The organism is Micromonospora sp. SD12, from assembly GCF_052068495.1.
GTDB lineage: Bacteria > Actinomycetota > Actinomycetes > Mycobacteriales > Micromonosporaceae > Micromonospora > Micromonospora echinofusca.
The window spans coordinates 18498-38859 of the sequence record NZ_JBQHDF010000016.1 but is presented as its reverse complement, the minus strand read 5'-3'; the positions used below and the strand labels follow the sequence as shown (position 1 = coordinate 38859).

12 protein-coding genes are annotated in these 20362 nt (G+C 74.8%); 8 read left to right on the top strand and 4 right to left on the bottom strand.

The genetic code is table 11. The features are described from left to right. Positions 1–5 precede the first annotated feature (5 nt). The 4 genes from ACTMS2_RS23680 to ACTMS2_RS23665 all read right to left on the bottom strand — a co-directional run bounded on the left by ACTMS2_RS23680 (position 6) and on the right by ACTMS2_RS23665 (position 3864). Positions 6–371: a winged helix-turn-helix domain-containing protein gene (locus ACTMS2_RS23680; RefSeq protein WP_441177348.1), complete on the bottom strand. Its 366-nt coding sequence runs from the start codon at positions 369–371 to the stop codon at positions 6–8. Further along, the gene (locus ACTMS2_RS23675; protein WP_441177347.1) at positions 368–1072 is read right to left on the bottom strand and encodes a hypothetical protein; all 705 of its coding nucleotides are present in this window, start codon (positions 1070–1072) and stop codon (positions 368–370) included. The genes ACTMS2_RS23680 and ACTMS2_RS23675 overlap by 4 nt, the downstream gene beginning before the upstream one ends. A gap of 168 nt (positions 1073–1240) precedes the next feature. Continuing rightward, positions 1241–2437: a peptidoglycan DD-metalloendopeptidase family protein gene (locus ACTMS2_RS23670; protein ID WP_441177346.1), complete on the bottom strand. Its 1197-nt coding sequence runs from the start codon at positions 2435–2437 to the stop codon at positions 1241–1243. Positions 2438–2616: 179 nt separating this feature from the next. After that, complete coding sequence (locus ACTMS2_RS23665; protein WP_441177345.1) at positions 2617–3864, bottom strand: MFS transporter; 1248 nt, start codon at positions 3862–3864, stop codon at positions 2617–2619. Between the two features lie 532 nt (positions 3865–4396). Here ACTMS2_RS23665 and ACTMS2_RS23660 point away from each other — a divergent pair. The 8 genes from ACTMS2_RS23660 to ACTMS2_RS23625 all read left to right on the top strand — a co-directional run bounded on the left by ACTMS2_RS23660 (position 4397) and on the right by ACTMS2_RS23625 (position 20350). Continuing rightward, positions 4397–5161, top strand: a complete 765-nt coding sequence (locus tag ACTMS2_RS23660; protein ID WP_441177344.1) for a LuxR C-terminal-related transcriptional regulator — start codon at positions 4397–4399, stop codon at positions 5159–5161. A gap of 5 nt (positions 5162–5166) precedes the next feature. Continuing rightward, complete coding sequence (locus tag ACTMS2_RS23655) at positions 5167–6006, top strand: aminoglycoside phosphotransferase family protein (protein WP_441177343.1); 840 nt, start codon at positions 5167–5169, stop codon at positions 6004–6006. Positions 6007–6211: 205 nt separating this feature from the next. After that, positions 6212–9439 (top strand): non-ribosomal peptide synthetase, encoded by a 3228-nt coding sequence (locus ACTMS2_RS23650; RefSeq protein ID WP_441177342.1) that lies wholly within the window; start codon positions 6212–6214, stop codon positions 9437–9439. Then, positions 9432–11696: a beta-ketoacyl synthase N-terminal-like domain-containing protein gene (locus ACTMS2_RS23645; protein WP_441177341.1), complete on the top strand. Its 2265-nt coding sequence runs from the start codon at positions 9432–9434 to the stop codon at positions 11694–11696. Before ACTMS2_RS23650 ends, ACTMS2_RS23645 begins: the two co-directional genes overlap by 8 nt. Then, on the top strand, positions 11696–11962 hold the full coding sequence (locus ACTMS2_RS23640; protein ID WP_089000111.1) for a phosphopantetheine-binding protein: 267 nt from the start codon (positions 11696–11698) through the stop codon (positions 11960–11962). Before ACTMS2_RS23645 ends, ACTMS2_RS23640 begins: the two co-directional genes overlap by 1 nt. Beyond that, positions 11962–15426 carry a non-ribosomal peptide synthetase gene (locus tag ACTMS2_RS23635; protein WP_441177340.1) on the top strand — a complete coding sequence of 1155 codons (3465 nt, stop codon included), beginning with the start codon at positions 11962–11964 and terminating at the stop codon, positions 15424–15426. Before ACTMS2_RS23640 ends, ACTMS2_RS23635 begins: the two co-directional genes overlap by 1 nt. Beyond that, positions 15423–18299, top strand: a complete 2877-nt coding sequence (locus ACTMS2_RS23630) for a type I polyketide synthase (protein WP_441177339.1) — start codon at positions 15423–15425, stop codon at positions 18297–18299. Before ACTMS2_RS23635 ends, ACTMS2_RS23630 begins: the two co-directional genes overlap by 4 nt. Beyond that, positions 18296–20350, top strand: a complete 2055-nt coding sequence (locus ACTMS2_RS23625) for an amino acid adenylation domain-containing protein (RefSeq protein WP_441177338.1) — start codon at positions 18296–18298, stop codon at positions 20348–20350. Before ACTMS2_RS23630 ends, ACTMS2_RS23625 begins: the two co-directional genes overlap by 4 nt. The last annotated feature ends 12 nt before the right edge of the window (positions 20351–20362 follow it).

Sequence of the window (20362 nt, the reverse complement as noted above, 5' to 3'; positions counted from 1 at the left end):
GGTGGTCATCGGTCCTGCGGGGTGCCGGTGTTCTCGACCCGTGCGATGAGGGCCTTCAGCCGTGCGATCTCCTCGGCCAGGGCGGTGTGGCCGGCGGGGGTGAGGGTGATCCAGGTGCGGCCGCGTCGACCCTGGTAGCCCTTCTCCACCCCGATCAGGCCGGCCGCCTCCAGCACGCTCAGGTGCTTGGAGAGGTTGCCGGCGGTCAACTCGAGCTGGGTACGCAGGAACCCGAACTCGACCCGGCGGGCCTCGTGCGCGATGGTGAGGATGCCGAGGCGGACCCGCTGGTGCACCACGTCGTCGAGGTCGGTGACCGGATGCGCGGGCGCGGACCCGTCCGGCGCCGGGGTGTCGGCCGGGTCGCTCATCGGGGCCGCCGCAGCCGCTGGGCGAGCGCGAAGCCGGCGCTGCCCAACAGCAGCAGGCCGCCCGTGATGACCAGCATGGGCGCGGACTGCCACCGGCCGCCCCAGTGGGCTCCCCACCCGAAGTCGATCGGCACCAGCACCACTGCCAGGTACGCGAGGGCGAACGCCAGCAGGGCGCGATGCCGCTCCAGCCAGGCCAGCACCAGCAGGGCCAGCCCGATCCCGCCGATCGGGGTGAGCAGCCGGAACAGCACCTGCACGAAGGTGGGCGGGTCGAGAAGCTGCGGGTCCGGGACCATCCACCCGCCGGCGCCGACCGCGACGGCGGCGAACAGCACGACCGTGAGCGCGACACCCGTGAGCACGTACGGCCGCACCCGGGCGTCGACTCCCCGGGCCCGGGCGACCCGCAGATACCCGCCCGCGATCACCGCGTACGCCACCAGCAGCGCGACCAGCCAGTAGAGCTGTGCGACCGGCTCCCAGACCTTGCACACCTCACCGCCGTCGGCCGCCCGGCAGTCGCTCACGATCGTGGGTCCCCCGCCGGAGGCGGGAATCGCGCCGAAGGTCACCACGGCCAGCACCAGCAGCGGCAGCCACGTCACCCGCCGGGCCAGGCGTGCCCGGCGGGAGAGGCCGCGTACGTCGGCCAGGAGCCGGCGGGGATCGCCGCCGGCAGGAACCACATCTGAAGTCATGCCAATAGGTTTCCATAACAAACCTATTGGCGCCAGTCCCTCACGCGCGCGGATCCACCCGGCCGGCGCCCCGTCCGAGACGGTCGCGGCTGGTTGGCCCCCGGATGCGTGCAGGGCCCCCGCCGAGGTGGCGGGGGCCCTGCGTTCGGAGGCTTCGGTCGGGTGCGGTCAGCACCAGCCGTTGATTGGGCCGTTCACCCCGGTCCACAGGTAGGCGTCGGACACCCAGGTGCCGTCGCTCAGCCGGTTCCACAGCGCGGTGCTGCCGTACCGCCCGGTGTGGGTGGTGCCGTTGGCGGAGCAGGAGACGGTGACGGTCGCGCCGTCGCCCACCGACCCCTGCAGGGCGTAGCCGGTGCCGGGACCACCCCGCTTGTTCACCGCGCCCCCGCCGTTGGCGTCGACCACCGCCTGGTTGAAGCCCAGCGCCCCGTAGTTGTAGAGCGCGCCGCCGGCACCCCGCCAGGTCGAGCCGTGCCGCGCGCCACCCTGGTAGGCGGAGGCGCCGTTGGCGAACTCCCACTTGCCGATGCCGTGGCCGGCGATGGGCACGTACGCGCTGTTCTGCCGCAGCCCGAAGTGGACGTGCCGGCCGGACGCCGCGCCACCACAGGTGACGTCGGTGCCGGTGTAGCCCAGGTAGGCGCCCTGGCCGACGGCGGCGCCGTTGACCGAGATGCTGCTCCACAGGTGGTAGTAGTCGGTCGAGTAGCCCCGGTCGTGGATGACCCGGATCCAGCCCGTGCACATCGTGTACGCCGTGCCGGCCCGCGCCGCGCGGACCACCTGGTCGCCGCCGGCCAGGTCGATCGAGCTGTACGGCGCCTCGTAGCCGCCCCAGCCGTGCGGGCCGCTGGTCAGCGTCCACGTCTGGCCGACCGCGAAGGGCAGGGCCATCCCGGTCCGGTAGTCGCCGCCCGCGTACATGGTGCCCGGCGTACGCGTGAAGGTCGCCTTCTCCTGCTTGTTCACCAGGGGCGACTCGGCGGCCAGCTCGCTGAAGCCGGCCTCACCGTCGAAGTTCACCCGCCACGTTCCGGCCTCGGCGCGGGCGATGAAGATCGCGCCGGTCGGGTGAACGTCCTTCTCGTGGGTGGTGACGGCGACGGCGGTACCGAAGGCCCACTGGCCGTTCCTGCGGGTGACGGTCACGCGGGTCTCGGAGCTCTCGGCGTCCTCCGCCGCGGGGCTGTCCGCGTGCTCCGCCGCCGTGGCGTCGACCTGTGCGCGCAGCTTGGCGGCCACGGCGTCCTCGACGCTCACGCGGACCGGATCCGGGGTGGGCCGGGCGGCGTGCGCGGCGGTGCCCGCGACCAGGAGCTCCGTCGCCAGCAGGGCGGTGGCGATGCCGGCCCATCGTCTCATGTGCACCATTGACGACCTCTTTCAAATCGAAGGACATCGCTAAGTGGTGCTGACGATAGACAGAACGTAGAAGATTGTCTACATGTTGACCTGCCGGCAATGAAAGTATGTTTCGCCCGCCCGTGCCGCCGCCGGCCGACGACCCGGCCGGCGGCGGCACGCCCTGCCCGTGGCGGCGGCTACGAGCCGGTCGCGGTGGCCGCCTCGGGGACGAGGGTGGCCCGGCTGCGGTGCGCGACCGGGATGATCAGCGCCGACGCCGCCAGCGCGGCGAGTGCGATGCCGAGCCAGCCCCAGAAGCCGAAGGCGATGACGAGGCCGGACAGCGCGGCCGGGCCGACGATGTTCTGCGTGATCACGTGCAGGTCGAACGCGCCCAGGTACTCGCCCTGCGCGTGCTCGGGTGCGAGGCCGAACGCGAGGCCCCACCCCGAGGCCGCCTGCATGACCTCGGCCACCGACAGGATCAGCACCGCGGCGACGATCGCGACGCAGACCAGTACGACGTTGTCGCCGAGGGCGCTCACCGCGATGACGGCGCAGCCGCCCGCCAGCCAGTAGCCGGAGCGCCGCGCGAGCCGGCCGGCGCCCTCGACGGTGTCCGCGCCACGGCTGGCCCGCACCTGGAACAGGATCACGAACACCGTGTTGAAGATGAGCAGCAGCGGGACCAGGAAGTGCGGCAGCGAGGTGCGGTTGAGCGCCCACAGCGGCATCGTGACCAGGATGACGGTGACGTGCGAGGCGAGCACCGTCGAGACGCCGATGACGGCGAGGAAGCGCGGGTCGCGTACGGCGGCGAAGCGCTTGAAGCCCACCGGCACGGGACGCGGCGGCACGTCGGGCAGGCGGGTGACCAGCAGCGCGGCGCCGGCCATCAGCGCGGCGGTGCTGAGCGGGATCAGCACGAGCAGCCGCTGGTCGAGCGCGGCGACGGCCGCCACGCCGATGCCGATGCTGAACCCGATGTTGAACACCGACCGCATCATCGCCTTGAGCTTGACCCGCTCCTCGGCGGGCACGAGGTTGCCGACGAGGGCGCCGTTGGTCGGGCCGGTGCCGTACTCGAGGAAGCCGACGGCGACCACCAGGACGAAGAAGTGGGTCGCGCCGTCCACGAGGGTGTAGAGCCCGAAGCCCACCGCCAGCGCGGCGAAGAGGATGACGAGCAGCCGGCGCGCGCCCACCCGGTCGGCGACGACGCCGAACAGGACCGACGAGATGAAGGCGGACAGCCCCGCCGCCGACAGGCCCAGACCGACCTGTCGGGCGTCGAGCCCGACGCGAAGCGTGAAGTAGACGACGCTGCCGCTGAGGAAGACTCCCTTGCCGATCGATTCGGCCAGCCGGATCGCGATCAATTTCCTGCGCAGCGGATCGGCCGGCACCAGACGCGACGAATAATCGAGCAGTCGAGACAACGGCATATTTGCACATCCTGGTGTGATGGATCGGTCGCGTCAATCCTCCGGGCGAAGACGCCGGGCGGGACAGGGCGTACGGCGGACAGCGCACGGGACGACTTCCCGGCTGACCAGGGAAGGTCTCCCGTGGACGCCCGGCGGGCGATGCGCTAGCCGGGGCGGCCGGGTCGGCCCTCCGTGGCTGCGGGAGCAGGCCTTCGGGCGCCTCGTCCCGGCATTCCCGTTCTGTCGCGGCCTGCCTCATTCAGACCGAGAATCGCCTTCGACGCTTTTCATTTAATTGGTCGCGGGAAATGCGTCAGATGATTGACATGGCTGTCGTCGCACCGAGTTCATGTGTTGTTCTATTGCCCGTCAGAATGTTCACGCCGATCATGGTCGGCGCTTCCGCGACGCCTTCCGGACCGGGAGGCGTCGCGGAACCAGTTAGGACGGGTGGGGTGTGGCAATGGTCAGCGTTGGCTCGACCCCGGAACCGGCTCATACGATGAGTCGGGAACCGGGAGACGTCGCGGACGGCGCAAAACGTCGCGCCGTGACAGTTGTGCTGGCCGACGCCCAGCCGGTGGTACGCAGAGGCCTGCACGCCCTGCTGTCGCCCTCGGCTGAGGTGACCGTGGTGGCCGAGGCGGGCACCACGCGGGATGCGATGCGGTCGGTGGCGTCGTTGCGCCCCGACGTGCTCGTGCTCGACGTCGAACTGCCGGGCTTCCAGGTGGGGGTGACGTTGCAGGAGATCGCCAGGATGTCACCGTCGACCGCGGTGCTGGTCTTCACCGCCGTCGAGGACGAGGCGTCGGTCTTCGCGGCCATGCGGGCAGGCGCCCGCGGTTACGTGCTCAAGAGCTGCCCGGGCGACGGGATCGTCCGCACGGTCCGGGGCCTGGCGACGGGCGAGGTGATCCTCGGCCCCCGCGTGGCCGACCAGCTCGTCAGGCAGCTCGGGCGGGAGCCACGCAACCAGCAGCTCTTCCCGGAGCTGACCACGCGCGAGCGGCAGGTGCTGGAGCTGATCGCGTCCGGCATGCGTAACGGGGCGATCGCCACCCGGCTGAACCTGTCTCCGAAGACGGTCAGCAACCACATCTCGACGATCTTCAGCAAGCTCAACGTGTCGGACCGGCACGAGGCGATCGAGGTCGCCCGCAAGGCCAGGCTGGAGCGCGTCGGGTCGTACGGGCCGGGCTCCCACCCGATGCCCGGCGGCGGCGCCCCGTCGGTCCGGGCGCACGGCGGCACCCCCCTGCCGGCGGCGGGCGGCTCCGCCGCGTACGCCGGCGCGAGATCGACGGAGAGGTGAGCGGGATGACCCTGGATCTGGAAGCCGTCGCGAAGCGGCTGGAGCCGCGGTTCGGCAGGGCGGCGCACCGCTGGGTCGGCACGCTGACCCGACGCCTCGACGAGCTCGTCGCGCGATGGGAGCTCGACCTCGGCGAGCCGGTCAAGTCCGGCAACTCCTCGGTGGTGTTCCGGTGCCGGCACCCGCGGGGCGAGGCGGTGCTGAAGCTGTCGCCCGACAGCTACGCCGTACGCGAGGAGGTCGACATGCTGCGCCAGTTCGCGCCCAGCGGGCGGGTGCCGGCGGTGCTGGCGGCGGAGAAGGGCGCGGTGCTGCTCGAGTCGATCCACCCGGGCACGCTGGTGGAGAAGATGCCGCGACCGCCGTCGCCGCAGGAGTACGCCGCGTTCCTCAACGACCTGCACGGCGCGGGTGACCCGGCCGCCGCCCCGCGCCGGCTGGAGGACTGGATCGACGTGCTGTTCAACTCGGCGACGCGGCGGGGCGCCGACCTCGCCGGGTCGAAGCGGCTGCGCGACGACCTCTTCGCCGCACCCACCGCCACCGTGCTGCTGCACGGCGACCTGCACCTGGGCAACGTGCTCGCCGGCGGCGCGAAGGGCCTGGTCGCCATCGACCCGATGGCCTGCGCCGGCGACCCGTGCTTCGACGCGGTCGACTACGTGCTGGAGGGCCTGGACCGCGCGGAGATGCTGCGCCGGCGCGACGAGCTGGCCGCGGCGGCCGGCATCGACGTGGCACGGCTCGACGCGTGGTGCCGGGTCACCGCCCCGATCGGCGCGACGTACGTCAGCAACCCGGGACACTCCGCGGAGCTGGCCGCCTTCGGGCGCGGCGAGTACTAGGCACTCCCCGACCGGGTGGTCCCGCGCGGCCGCCCCGACACACCCCGACCGGCCCCCGGTCCGACGGCTGACCCCGTCGGACCGGGGGCCGCGCCGCGTCCCGGGGTGGGGGTGGGGTGTCCGGCACCCGACCGGGAGGTTTTCCCTGCTCAGGCGGGGAAGCTCGCTCTGCCGGGCGGGACGTCGCACAGACCACCATCGAGCCATGGTTCGTACCGGTCGTGCTTCCTTCGCTCAGGAACGCCTCTATTTCCTCAACCAGCTCCAGCCCGGCAACCCGGCGTACGTGGTGGCGTTCGCCGTCCACCTGCACGGGGCGTTGCGGCCCGAGGCGCTGCGCGCGGCGCTGACCCGCGTGGTCGCCCGGCACGACGCGCTGCGCACCACATTCGCGCTGGTCGACGGCGTACTCACCCAGCGGGTGTCGCCCACCCCGCACGCGCACGTCGAGGTGCAGACGGGCGCGTGGGCCGACCGGGAGATCCAGGAGGCCTTCCTGCACACCCTGGTGGCCGAGCAGGCCCGACGCCCGTTCGACCTCGGCGACGGCCCGGTGCTGCGCGCCTTCCTGCGTTCCTGGGGCCCGCACGAGCACACCCTCGCGGTGCTGGTGCACCACATCGCCTGCGACGGCTGGTCGGTGGGGCTGCTGCTGCGCGACCTCGCGGCCGAGTACCACGCGGCGCTGTCGGGGACGCCCGCCGCGTACGCCGAACCGGCGCAGTCGTACCTGGCGTACGCGCAGCGCCAACGCGACTGCTTCGAGCGTGACAGCTCCGGGCTGGACTTCTGGCGCGCCGAGCTTGGCGACGTCCCGCAGCTCGCGCTGCCCACCGACTTTCCCCGGCCGAGCGTGCTCCGCGCCGACGGCGCGGTGCTGCGCCGCCCCGTCGAGCCACGGCTGGTCGAGCGCCTGACCGCGTGGGCCCGCTCGCGGGGCACGACGCTGTTCACGGTGACGCTCGCCGCGTACGCCTCGGTGCTGTCGCGCTACGCCCGCCAGGACGAGGTGGTCATCGGGGTGCCGGTGGCCAACCGGATGGACGAGGCCGAGGAGCGCGTCGTCGGCTGCCTCGTCAACACGCTGCCGATCCGGCTCGACCTGTCCGGCCGGCCCGGCTTCGCCGAGCTGGTCGAGCGGGCCCGCCGGGCCAGCATGGCCGCGTTCGCCAACCAGGACGTGCCGTTCGAGCAGATCGTGGCGGCCACCGTCGGCGAACGACAGCTCAGCCACGCGCCCCTGTTCCAGACCTCCCTGACGGTGCAGAACTTCCCCTTCGCGTTCCCCGAGTTCGACGGGGTGACGCTCACCGAGGTCGACGTCGAGGTCGACGTGACCAAGTTCGACCTGGGCCTGACCCTCGACGTCTCCACCGCCACGCCGTTCCTGCGGGCCGAGTACAGCACCGAGCTGTTCACCCCGGAGACCGTCGCGACGCTGCTCGCGCACTACCTGACCTTCCTGCGGTCGGTCGTCGACGGGCCGGACGCCGAGCCGAGCATGGTGGACGAGGCGGAGCGGCTGCTGCTGACCGAGGGGATGAACCCGCCGGTCACGCGGCGGCCGGCCGAGCACCCGTCGGTGCTGCGCCGCTTCGCCGAGCACGTGGCGCGCACCCCCGACGCGGTGGCCGTACGCCATCGGGACGTGGAGGTCACCTACGCCGAGCTGGACCGGTGGGCCGGGCGGATCGCGGCCGGGCTGGCCGACCGGGGGGTGGGCCGCGGCGACCACGTCGGGCTGCTGCTGCGCCGCTCCCCCGCGATCGTCGCGGCGATCCTGGGCGTGTGGAAGCTCGGCGGCGTCTACGTTCCGCTGGATCCCGAGTACCCGCGACAGCGCCTCGAACTGATCACGGCCAACGCCGACCTGCCGGTCATGCTGGTGGAGGCCGCCACCGCCGACACCGCCGGGGCGCTGGCACGGGGCCGCGCCATCCGGCTGGCCGACGCGCACACCCTCGACGGGGTGTCCGTGGTCGCGCCGACGCTCCCCGGGCCCGGCGAACAGGCGTACGTCATCTACACCTCCGGCTCCACCGGGGTGCCCAAGGGCGTCATGGTCGGGCACGGCGGCCTGGACGCGCTGAACGACCCGACCCCCGCCGGCCTCGATGTCACCGCCGACGACGTGTGGCTGGCCGCCAGCTCGTTCTCGTTCGACGCCTCGGTGTGGGAGATGTGGGGCGCGTTGAGCACCGGCGGGCGACTGGTCGTCGCCGACCAGGCCGACCTGGTGGACCGCGAGCGGCTGGCCGCGCTGGTGCGCCGCGAGGGCGTCACCGTGCTGTTCCAGACCCCCGGCGCGCTCTACCGGCTGTTGCCGCCGTACCTGCGGCTGCTGGACGCCGACGAGGTCTCCCCCATCCGCTACGTCGTCCTCGGCGGCGAGGCGCTGAGCTGGTCGCGGGTCGCGTCGCTGGTCGCCGGCGCGACGGGGCTGCGCGCGGTCTTCGTCAACATGTACGGCATCACCGAGGGCACCATCCACGTCACGATCTTCGAGGCGCCCACCGCGGAGCTGGCCCGGGTCAGGGAGGGCACCATCGGTGTGCCGCTGCCGTCGGGGCGCTGCTACGTCCTCGACGACGACCTGCGGCCGACCGGCCGCAACGTGCCCGGCGAGCTGTACTGCGGCGGTGTGCTCGTGGCGCACGGCTACGTGGGCAACCCGGAGCTGACCGAGGCGCGCTTCCTGCCCGACCCGTACGGCGGGGGCGTGATGTACCGGACCGGCGACGTCGTCAGGTGGGGCCTCGACGGGAACCTGGTGTACCTCGGCCGCAACGACACCCAGGTGCAGCTGCGCGGCTACCGTGTCGAGCTGGCCGAGGTCGAGAGCGCGTTCCTGACCCACCCGGCGGTGCGCTCGTGCGCCGTCGCGGCGGAGAACGACGAGCTGGCCGCCTTCGTCGTCGGCGACCTCGGCCCCGACGCCGAACGCGAGCTGCGCGCCCACGTCCGGGCGACGCTGCCGGCGTACATGGTGCCGTCGCGCATCCTGTCGGTCGCGGCGGTCCCGCTCACCGCGCACGGCAAGGTGGACACCGCCCGCCTGCTGGCCGACAGCCGGGCCGCCCGCAGCACCACCGTGCCCGCCGCACCGCGCGGGCACACCGCCGGCACCGGGTTGGAGGAGCGCATCCGGGCCTGCTGGAGCGAGGTGCTCGACCGGGCCGACGTCGGGCTGCACGACAACTTCTTCGACCTGGGCGGGCACAGCTTCGCGCTGATCGCACTCCAGCAACGGCTCTCCGACGAGGGACTGGAGGTATCCGTGACGGACCTGTTCCGCGCCGGCACCGTCGCCGGCTGCGCCGCCCACCTGCAACGGGCGGCACCGGTGGTCGCCGACGCGCGGGTGGCGCAGCGTCACCGGGGACGGGCCCTGCTGGCGGAGCGGCGCCGGACCACGGGAGGTCGCCGTGGCTGAGCCGCACGACGGCGCGGTGGCCGTGGTCGGCATGGCCGTGCGGGTCCCCGGCGCCGGACGCGACCTGGACCTCTTCTGGCACCACGTGGTGAACGGCATCGACGCGGTCACCTTCTTCACCCCCGAGCAGCTCCTCGGCTGGGGCGTGCCCAAGGACATGGTGGAGCGGCCCGACTTCGTGCCCGCCCGGGCGGTACTGCACGACGCGGACCGCTTCGACCACCGGCTGTTCAGCTACTCGCCGTCGGACGCCGCGCTGATGGACCCGCAGCAGCGGATCCTGCTGGAGTGCGCCTGGGCCGCGTTGGAGCACGCCGGGCACCCGCCGGTCGCCACCGACGGCAACCGGATCGGGGTGTACGTCGGCACCGGCCTGAACGTCTACCTGCTCGACAACGTGTGGCCCGACGAGCGCGCGGTCGAGGCGGCCGGCGGCCTGGGGCTGATCATCGGCAGCGACAAGGACTTCGCGGGCACCCGCATCGCGTACAAGCTGAACCTGCAGGGCCCGGCGCTGACGGTGCAGACCGCCTGCTCGACGTCGCTGGTCGCCGTGCACCAGGCCGTGCAGGCGCTGCTGACGTACGACGCCGACATGGCGCTGGCCGGGGGCGCCACGGTGGCCCCGCCGACGCGGCGCGGGCACCTGCACGAGCCCGGCGGGATCTTCTCCGCCGACGGCCGGTGCCGGACGTTCGACGCGGCGGCCGACGGCACCGTGCCCGGCGACGGCGCGGGCGTGGTGGTGCTCAAGCGGCTCGACGACGCGCTGCGCGACGGCGACACCGTGTACGCCGTGATCCGCGGCTCGGCGGTCAACAACGACGGTGCCCGCAAGGCGGGCTTCACCGCGCCCGGCCCCACCGGCCAGGCCGACGTGATCTCCGCGGCGATCGGCGTCGCGGGCGTCGACCCGGACAGCGTCGGCCTGGTCGAGACCCACGGCACCGGCACCGCGCTCGGCGACCCGATCGAGGTGGCGGCGCTGCGGCAGGTCTTCGACAGCGACCGGCCCGACCGGGCGCCCTGCGCGCTCGGCGCGGCCAAGTCGGTCGTCGGGCACCTGGACACCGCCGCCGGAGTGATCGGCCTGATCAAGACGGTGCTGGCGCTGAAGCACCGCGTGGTCCCGCCGATCGCCCACCTCGCCACGCCCAACCCCGCGGTTCGGCTGGACGGCTCCGTGTTCGAGCTGCCGGCGACGGCCCGGCCCTGGGCGCCGATCGACGGCGTACGCCGGGCCGGGGTGAGCGCCTTCGGCATCGGCGGCACCAACGCCCACGTCGTGCTGGAGGAGGCCCCGCCCGCCCGGCCCCGGTCGCGCCGCCACGTCACCGAGCTGGTCCTGGTCTCCGCCAAGACCGCCGCCGTGGCGCAGGACAGCCTGGACCGCACCGTCGCCTGCGTGGCGGAGAGCGCGCCCGGCGAGCTGGCCGATTTGGCGTACACGCTGCGCACCGGCCGGGCACAGCTGCCGTGGCGGGCCGCGTTCCTGACCGGGTCGTACGGCGCGCCGGCCGTGCCCCGGCAGGTCGACGCGAGGGCGCGGGCGCGCGGGGTGGCGCTGCACCTCACCGGCGCCGGCGAGCTGACCGGGAACCGGCCCAACTACGACGCCGACCCGGTGTACCGCCGGGTCGTCGACGAGGGCGTGGCGCTGCTGCGCGACCGGGACCTCGACGAGGCCGTACGACAGCGGTGCACCCGGCTGCTGGCCTGCGTCGGCCTGGCGCGGTCGCTGCGCAGCCGGGGCGTGGCCCCACGTGCCCTGGCCGGCGCCGGCCTCGGCGCCGTGGCGTGCGCGGTCGTGGCCGGGGTCATGTCCGTCGCGGACGCGCTGGCGCTGGTGTGCGGCGCGGACGTCGACGGCCTCCGGCTCGGCCCGGCCGACCTGCCCGTGCACGTGCCGGGCGGGCAGCCACCGAACGGGCCGGACGCGCTCGCGTACTGGCGGGCGCGGGCGGCCGAGCCGCTCGCGCCGACGGCGCCGCCGCAGCTCGACGGGGCGCTCTGGATCGAGGTCGGTACGAGCGTCACCGCGCACCTGGACCCGGACGCGCCCGCGCTGCCCACCGACCGGCACGCCCGGCTGCTGGCGATCGTCGGCGCGCTGTGGCAGCGGGGCCTCGCCGGCGCCTGGGACCCCGTGCACGACGCGGGCCGCCGCCGGCTGCCTGCCCCCACCTACCCCTTCGCGGCCACCCGGCACTACCTGGACGCCCCCGCGACCCGACTGGACTCAGAGAGGCAGCACTGATGCGCGACGTACACGACCGGACCTGGGTGGGCGAGTTCGAGCAGCTCTGGATGGAGGTGCTCGGCGTCGACACGGTCGACGACGACGACGACTTCTTCGACCTCGGCGGCCACTCGCTCAGCGCGCTGCGGCTGAGCACCCTGATCCGCCAGGAACTCAACCTCGCGGTGATGTTCGGCCACGTGCTGGAGAACCCCCGCTTCGCCGACCTGCGGGACGTCGCGGGCCAGGTGCCGCTGGACAAGCCGGTGGCGGAGACCGTGTGATGGCCGCCCCGGATCTCTCCGCCTGGACGCCGCTCGCCGCGCGGGTGCTCGGTCTCGCGCCCGAGCGGCTGCGCGACGCGGCGGCCACCGAATCGTTCGTCGGGCTGGGCGGCACCTCGCTCCAGGCCATCGCGCTGGTCTCGCTCGGCCAGCGCGAGCTGGGGGCGCACGTGGACAGCGCCCGGTTGCTGTCGGTGCTGCCGCTGGCGCGGGCGCTGGCCGGCGCGGTGGCGCACGTGGACACCGCCCCGCCGGTGGCCGCGCGCCGGCCGGCCGAGCTGGAACTGCTGCCCGGCCAGCGCGCCATGCTCGCCGCGCACCTGCTCGAGCGCGACGCGCCGTACCACCTGATGTTCACGCTGGAGGCGGACGGGCCGCTCGACGAAGCCCGCACCCGGACGGCGCTGCGGGAGCTGACGACCCGCCACGAGGCGCTGCGTACGCTCTTCGTGCGCGACCCGCGTCAGGCGCGGATCGTGCTGCCCGCGCCGTACGAGCCGCGGCTGCTGCACCAGACGCTGCCCGACGACGACCCGGTACGCGCCGTGCACGACCTGTACGGCCGCTCGGCCGCGCGGCTGCTGCGCCCCTTCGCACAGCCGCCGGTCGTCTTCGTGCTGACCCGCGCCGGGCGGCGCGACCTGCTCACCCTGCTGGTGCACCACACGGTCGCCGACGGCTGGAGCATCGGGGTGCTCTGGCGCGAGTTCGCCGAGTTCTACGCCGCCGCCGGCCCGACCGGCCCCACGCCGTCGCCGGACTGGGTCTGCTCGCGGCTGGCCGCGCAGGAGGCGTCCGGGGCGCTGGACGGCGCGCTGGCGCGGGTCGCGGCCCGGCTGGACGGCGCGCCGTGGACGGTCACGCTCCCCACGGACCTGCCCCCGGTCGTCGAGGCCGACGGCCACGGCGCGCGCCTGCGCTTCCACCTCGACGCGGCGACGACGCGGGCCGCGACCGCGCTGGCCCGGCACTGTCGGGTGACCGTGACGTCGGTGGCCATGGCGGCGTGGGCGCTGGCCGCGTCCCGCCACGCGGGCCTGACCGACCTGGTGCTCGGGGTGCCGGCGGCGGGCCGGTTCGAGGCGGGCATGGCCGGCATCGTAGGCCTGTGCACCCGCGTCGTCCCGGTGCGCTGCGCGGCGGGCGACGACGTCGACGCGCAGGACTACGTACGCGCCGTGGCCGCGTCGCTGGCCGAGGCGGCGGCCGACGCCGACGTGCCGTTCGAGCGGGTCGTCTCCGGGCTCGACGTCGCCACCGACCCGGGCCGCAACCCGCTGGCGCAGCTCGGCTTCGCCGCCCACCACGAGCTGGTGCCCGACGAGCTGGTCGCGGGGGGCCGCGCCTGGCGGGTGCACGAGGGCCACTGCCACGGCGCGGTGTTCGACGCGCTGCTCTACCTCCAGTCGTGGTCGGACCGTCCCCGGTTCGCCCTGGAGTACGCGACGTCGGCGCTCACCGCCGCCGACGCCGGCGAGCTGGCCGAGTCGTTCCAGGCGGCGCTGCGGGAGCTGGCCGCCGGGCCGGGCGCCGCCCTGCGCGACGTCACCACCCTGTCGGCGGGGCAGCGCGCGCGGCTGCGGGCGCTGGGCACGGGCGGGTCGCACGACACGGCCGACGACGTGTGGAGCCGCTTCGCGGCGCACGCGCGATCCGCGGGCGAACGGATCGCGCTGGTCGACGCGCACGCCGGGCGCACGTTGACCTACCGCGAACTGCACGACGGCGCCGTCGCGCAGGCGCGGCTGCTGCACTCCAGCGGGGTACGGGCCGGCGACGCGGTGCTCCTGGAGTTGCCGCGCTCGGCCGCCGAGGCCGTGGCGGTGCTGGGCGTGCTGCGGCTGGGCGCGCACTACGTCGCGGTCGACCAGCACGCCACCGGCGAGTGGCGGGCGCACCTGGCCGCGACCGTCGCGCCGCGCGCCCGCCTCGGCGCGGCCCCGGCCGGCCCGGAGTACGCGACCGTCCCCGACTGCGCCCTGGCCGACCTGGACCGCCCGGGCGCCCCGGCCGGCGCGGACCGCGTGGCGCGGCCCGGGGGCGCGGAAGGCGACGACGACCCGCTCGGCGCGGCCCCGACCGACCCGGCGCGCACCTCGTACGTCTCCTTCACCTCGGGCTCGACCGGGGTGCCCAAGGGCGTGGTCGTCCCGCACCGGGCGGTGCTGCGGCTGGCCGACGACCCGGGGCTGTTCGCCGACCGGGCGGGCATGCGGATGCTGCGACTGTCGCCATTGGCGTTCGACGCGTCCACACTGGAGCTGCTGGTGTCGCTGGCCAACGGCGACACGGTGGTGGTGTTCCCGCCCGGGGAGCCGACGCCCAGCGGCCTGGCCGAGTTCCTGCACACCACCGACGTCACGCACGCCTGGCTGACCTCCGGCGTGTTCCACCTGGTCGCCGACCACCGTCCGGACGCGTTCGCCGGGCTGCGGCAGGTGTTCACCGGCGGCGGCGTGGTCTCCCCGGCGCACGTACGCCGGGTGCTGCGGGCCTGCCCGGGGCTACGCGTCACCAACGGCTACGGCCCCACCGAGAACACCACGTTCACCACGACCTGGTCCGTCGAGCACGCCGACGCGACGCCCGACCCGCTGCCGATCGGCGCGCCGGTTCGCGGCACCGACCTGCACGTGGTCGACCCGGCGGGGCGCCCCGTCCCGCCGGGCGCGATCGGCGAGCTGCGCACGGCGGGCACCGGCCTCGCCGACGGCTACCTCGACGATTCCGCCCGCACCGACGCGTCGTTCGTGCGGCACGGGGATCCGCCGGTGCGCCTGTACCGCACCGGGGACCTGGTGCGCTGGGGCGCGGACGGGCAGCTGCGCTTCCTGGGCCGCAACGACCGCCAGGTGAAGATCGCCGGGCACCGGGTCGAGCTGGTCGACGTCGAGCGCAGGCTGCGGGCGCGACCCGGGGTGCGCGACGCGGTGGTGTTCACCACCGGCGACCCGGTCACGGGCGTACGCCTCTGCGCCGCCCTCAAGCCCGCGCCCGACGGCCTGGACGCCGACGCCGTGCGCCGCGCCGTGGAGGCCGAGCTGGCCCCCTACGCCCGGCCGCAGCAGTGGGTGACCGTGGCCGAGTTCCCGCTCGACCGCAACGGCAAGGTCGACCTGCGGGCCCTGGCCGCGCTGGCCGGGGCGCCGCCGCCCGACGCCGCGACGGGCACCGGCGCGGCGGCGCAACCGGCGCCCGCCGCGCGCTCGGCGTCGCTGGCCGAGTTCGAGGAGCTGGTGACGGGCGCCTGGGTGGAGGCGCTGGGCACCGACGACTTCGACGTCGACGAGGCGTTCTTCGACGTCGGCGGCGAGTCGCTGCGGCTGGCGATCGTGCGCCGGCTGCTCCAGCAGCGGCTGGCCGGCCGGGTCATCCCGCTGACCGACCTCTACCGCTTCCCCACCGTTCAGACGCTGGCCCGGCATCTGCACGCACAGACCGAAGGAGCAGGCGCATCCTCATGAACGGCGACATCGCGATCGTAGGCCTGGCGGGCCGGTTCCCCGGTGCCGCCGACGTCTGGGAGTACTGGTCCAACGTGGTCGCCGGGAAGATCACGATCAGTGAGCTGACGCGCGGGGAGCTGCTGGCGGCGGGCGTGCCCGCGCAGCGGCTCGACGACCCGGCGTACGTGCCGGCGCGCGGCGTGCTGGCCGACCCGGACCTGTTCGACGCCGCCTTCTTCGGCATCACGCCGCGCGAGGCCGAGACCATGGACCCGCAGCACCGGCTGCTGATGCAGACGGCGTGGGCCGCCCTGGAGTCCGCCGGCTCGGCCACCGGGCGACCCTTCGGCCGGGTCGGCGTGTTCGCCGGGGCCGGGTTCAACTACTACGCGCTGCACCACGTGTACCCGCACCCCGGCCTCGTCGACACCCAGGGACTGCTCTCGGTGGTGCTGGGCAACGAGAAGGACCACCTCGCCGCGAAGGTCGCGTACCGGCTGGACCTGGGCGGTCCCGCCGTGACCGTGCAGACCGCCTGCTCGACGTCGCTGGTGGCGGTGCACCTGGCCTGCCAGAGCCTGCGTACGGGCGACTCGGACGTCGCGCTCGCCGGCGGGGCCTGCGTGGCGGTGCCGCAACAGGCCGGCTACCTCTACGAGACGAAGGGCATCATGTCGCCGGACGGCGCCTGCCGACCCTTCGACGCCTCGGCCGCCGGGACCGTCCCCGGCAACGGCGTCGCCATGGTGGCGCTCAAACGGGCCGAGGACGCCCGCCGCGACGGGGACACCGTCTACGCGCTGATCAAGGGGTCGGCCGTGAACAACGACGGCGGCATGAAGGTCGGCTACACCGCGCCCGGCGTCGCCGGACAGATCGACGTGCTGACCCGCGCGTACGCCGCCGCCGGCGTCGATCCCGCCACCGTCGGCTACCTGGAGGCGCACGGCACCGCCACGGAGGTGGGCGACGCGATCGAGCTGGCGGCGCTGGGCGAGGTGTTCCGCCGGGGCGCGCGGGCGTGCTCCATCGGCTCGGTCAAGGCCAACGTCGGCCACCTCGACGCGGCCGCCGGCGTCTCCGGGCTCATCAAGGCCGCGCTGGCCCTGCACTTCCGGCAGATCCCGCCGCTGGCCGGCCTCAAGCAGGCCCGCCCCGAGCTGCTCGACGGGTCGACCCCGTTCACGGTGGACACCGTGGCCCGCCCGTGGGACGCCGACGGGCCGCGCCGGGCGGCGGTCAGCTCCTTCGGTCTGGGCGGCACCAACGCCCACGTGGTGCTGGAGGAGGCCGACGGCCCGGCCGGGTCCGGTCCCGGGGCGGCCGACGGTCGCACCGAGCTGATCGTGCTGTCCGGGCGCGACCCGGAGGCGGTCCACGCGGCCGCCGAGCAGTGGAGCGAGCACCTGCGTCAGCGCCCCGACCTGGCCGTCGCCGACGTCGCGCTGACGTCGCAGACGTACCGCAGGCACTTCACGCACCGCCTCGCGGTCGCCGCGCGCGACGTCCCGGCGGCGCTGACCCGGCTGCGCAGGGCGCCCGTACGCGAGGCCGCGCGCCGGCCCAGCGTGCTGTTCCTGTTCCCGGGCCAGGGGGCCGAGTTCCCCGCCATGTCGCGGGGCCTCTACGACCGCTTCCCGTCCTTCCGGGCGGAGCTCGACCGCGGCGCCGCGCTGCTGGCCCCGCTCCTGGGGCTGGACCTGCGCGACGTGCTGGTCGACGACGACCCGCACGGGCTCGTGCACCGCACCGACGTCACCCAGCCCGCGCTGGCGCTGCACGAGCTCGCGCTCGGCCGGCTGCTGGTGTCGTGGGGCGTACGCCCGGCGGCACTGATCGGTCACTCCGTCGGCGAGTTCGCGGCCGCGGCGCTGGCCGGCGAGCTGGCCGCCGACGACATGCTGCGCCTGGTCGCGACCCGCGGCAGGCTCATGCAGGACGCGCCCGAGGGCGCCATGCTGGCCGTGCTCGCGCCACCGTCGGCCCTCCAGGAGCACCTCGCGGGGCTGGACGACCTCGACGTCGCCGCCCGCAACGCCCCCGAGTTCACGGTGGTGGCCGGGCCGGTGGCGCCACTCGCCGCGTTGCGGGAACGCCTCGACGCGGCGGGGGTGCACTGCCGGGCACTGCCCGCGCAGCGCGCCTTCCACTCGCGGATGATGGCCGACGCGGCGCGGCTGCTCGGCGCCGAGGCCGACGGCGTCGCCCGGCGGCCCCGGACCGTCCCGGTGATCAGCACGGTCGACGGCATGCTGCTGGGCAAGGGGCTGCCGCGCACCGAGGGCTACTGGGGCGCGCAGCTGCGCAGCCCGGTGCGCTACCACGACGCGCTGCTGACCGGTCTGGGCCTGCCCGACCCGGTCCTGGTCGAGGTCGGGCCGGGCACCGCGCTGACCGGCATGGCCCGGCAGGGCGGGTCGCGGACGCCCGGATTCGCCCTGCAACCCCGGCCGACGGAGCGGGCCGACGCCGGCGACGTACTCGCCGGGCTCGGCGGGCTGTGGACCGCCGGGGCGTCCGTCGACTGGGCCGCGGTGCGCGGCGACAGCGACGCACGGCGGGTCCCGCTGCCCACGTACCCGTTCGCCCGCACCCGGCACTGGCTCGACGCCGCGCCGCCACCACCGGGCGCGGCCGTCGCCGAACCGGCGCCGCAGCCCGCCGCCACCGGCGAGGACGAGGTGGTGAAGGAGATCATGGAGCTGTGGGGCAGGATGCTCGGCTGCGCCGACATCGGGCCGGACGCGAACTTCTTCACCCTCGGCGGCGAGTCGCTGCTGTTCATCCGCATGATCAGCCAGGTGCAGCGCAGGTTCGGGGTACGCATCCCCGCCGACGCGCTGTCGGCGGATCCGACGCCGCGCGCGCTGGCCGGGCTGGTGACGGCGTGACCGGCCGCGACGAGCTGGATCTGGTCGCGGCGGTGGCGGCCGTGCTCTGCCACCGCCTGTCGGGCGCGACCTCGGTCGCGGTGCGCGGCCCGCGCGGCGACGTCCTGGTGCGGGTGTCCCCCGACAGCACCCTGACGGGGGTACGCGAGCAGGCGCGCCGCCTGCGACCGGATGCCGTCGTCGCGGCCGGCGCGGCGGACCCGCCCCCGCCGGGCGGTGCCGTGGAAGTCCTGCTGGCCACGCCCGGGACGGATGTCGCCGGGGCGTCGGCGGTCCTCGGCGGGGTGCCGGTCCGGTTCGCCCGCGAGCAAGGGGAGCCGGCGTACCTGCGGGAGCGCCTGGACACCCTGCGCGCCTGGCTCACCGCCCATCCGGACCGGCCGGTGCGGGAGGCCGCGCTGGTCGGCCCGGTGGAGCGCGGCACGCTGCTCGGATTCAACCCGGCGCCCACCCCCGCGCCGCGCACGCCCGTGCACGAGACGATCTGCCGCCAGGCGGAGCGCACCCCGGAGGCAGCCGCGCTGCGCGGGGACGGACGCGAGCGCAGCTACCGCGAGTTGCTGGACGAGGCGGCGGCGCTGGCCGGGCGGCTACGCGCCGAGGGCGTGGGAACCGGGTCGGTGGTCGGGCTGTGCACCGAGCGCAGCCCCGAGATGGTGGTCGCGGTGCTCGGTGTCCTGCTGGCCGGCGGCGCGTACCTGCCGCTGGACCCGTCCCACCCGCGCCCGCGGCTGGACCTCATGCTCCGCGCGGCCGACGCCGCGCTGGTGCTCGCCGACGACGCGGGGCGGGCCGCGCTGGGCTCCGGCGGCGAGCCGTCCGTGCCCGTACGACCGCTGACCGGCGGCGACCTGCCCGCCGCGCCCGTCGACTGGCGTGGCTACCGGGCGCCGGAGGAGGTCGTCGAGGGGCTGTCGTACGTCATCTTCACCTCCGGCTCGACCGGGGCGCCCAAGGGGGTGCAGATGACGCACCTGTCGCTGGCCAACCGGCTGGTGTGGATGCGGGACGCGTACCGCATCGGCCCCGGCGACGTGGTGCTGCAGAAGACCCCGTACACCTTCGACGTGTCGGTGTGGGAGCTGCTGTGGGCGTTCATGACCGGCGCGACGCTGGTCACCGCCGAGGCACAGGCCCACCGCGACCCGCAGGAGATGGTCGACGTCGTCGCCCGCGAGTCGGTGACCACCGTGCACTTCGTGCCGTCCATGCTCGCCCTCTTCGTCGAGGAGGCCGGCCTGGCCCGCTGCGCCGGTCTGCGCCGGGTGATCTGCAGCGGGGAGGCGCTGCCGCCGAAGCTGGTCAACAAGCTCACCGCGGCGCTGCCGCAGGTCGAGGTGCACAACCTGTACGGGCCCACCGAGGCCGCCATCGACGTGACCGCCTGGCCGTGCCGCCGCCCCGAGCCCGAGGACACCGTCCCCATCGGCCGGCCGATCGCGAACGTCGCCGCGTACGTCCTCGACGAGCGCGGCGAGCTGGCCCCGCTGGGCATGCCCGGGGAACTGGTCCTGGGCGGGGACTGCCTGGCCAGGGGGTACGCCGGGCGACCGGACCTGACCGCCGAGCGGTTCGTCGAGGTGGCGGTCGCCGGGTGGCCGCAGCGGGTGTACCGCACCGGCGACCTGGCCTGGTGGTCGCCGGACGGGCACCTGCACTACGGCGGGCGCATCGACACCCAGGTGAAGATCCGCGGGCAGCGGGTGGAACTCGGCGAGATCGAGTCGGTGCTCAACCGGCACCCCCTCGTCGCCAACAGCGTCGTGCTGCTGCGCGACGACCTGGGCGCCGCCGCGACGCTGGTGGCGTACGTGGTGGCCGAGCGCGACGCCGACCCGGACGCCGTGGCCGAGCCCGCGCTGCGCGCGTTCCTGGCGCGGCAACTGCCCGACCACATGGTGCCCCTGCGGTACGTGGCCCTGCCGGAGCTGCCCGCGACCGCGAACGGCAAGGTCGACCGGCGGGCCCTGCCCGCGCCGACGGCCCGGGTCCGCCGGCGGGCGGCACCCGTCGAAGCCGCCGCCGGGCTGTCGAGGGCCAGGGGCCGATGAGCACGGCGGCAC

Coding starts and splice junctions, on each gene's coding strand:
- ACTMS2_RS23680 (WP_441177348.1), bottom strand. CDS start 371: ATGAGCGACCCGGCCGACACCCCGGCGCCGGACGGGTCCGCGCCCGCG.
- ACTMS2_RS23670 (WP_441177346.1), bottom strand. CDS start 2,437: ATGAGACGATGGGCCGGCATCGCCACCGCCCTGCTGGCGACGGAGCTC.
- ACTMS2_RS23640 (WP_089000111.1), top strand. CDS start 11,696: ATGCGCGACGTACACGACCGGACCTGGGTGGGCGAGTTCGAGCAGCTC.
- ACTMS2_RS23635 (WP_441177340.1), top strand. CDS start 11,962: ATGGCCGCCCCGGATCTCTCCGCCTGGACGCCGCTCGCCGCGCGGGTG.
- ACTMS2_RS23665 (WP_441177345.1), bottom strand. CDS start 3,864: ATGCCGTTGTCTCGACTGCTCGATTATTCGTCGCGTCTGGTGCCGGCC.
- ACTMS2_RS23630 (WP_441177339.1), top strand. CDS start 15,423: ATGAACGGCGACATCGCGATCGTAGGCCTGGCGGGCCGGTTCCCCGGT.
- ACTMS2_RS23675 (WP_441177347.1), bottom strand. CDS start 1,072: ATGACTTCAGATGTGGTTCCTGCCGGCGGCGATCCCCGCCGGCTCCTG.
- ACTMS2_RS23650 (WP_441177342.1), top strand. CDS start 6,212: ATGGTTCGTACCGGTCGTGCTTCCTTCGCTCAGGAACGCCTCTATTTC.
- ACTMS2_RS23655 (WP_441177343.1), top strand. CDS start 5,167: ATGACCCTGGATCTGGAAGCCGTCGCGAAGCGGCTGGAGCCGCGGTTC.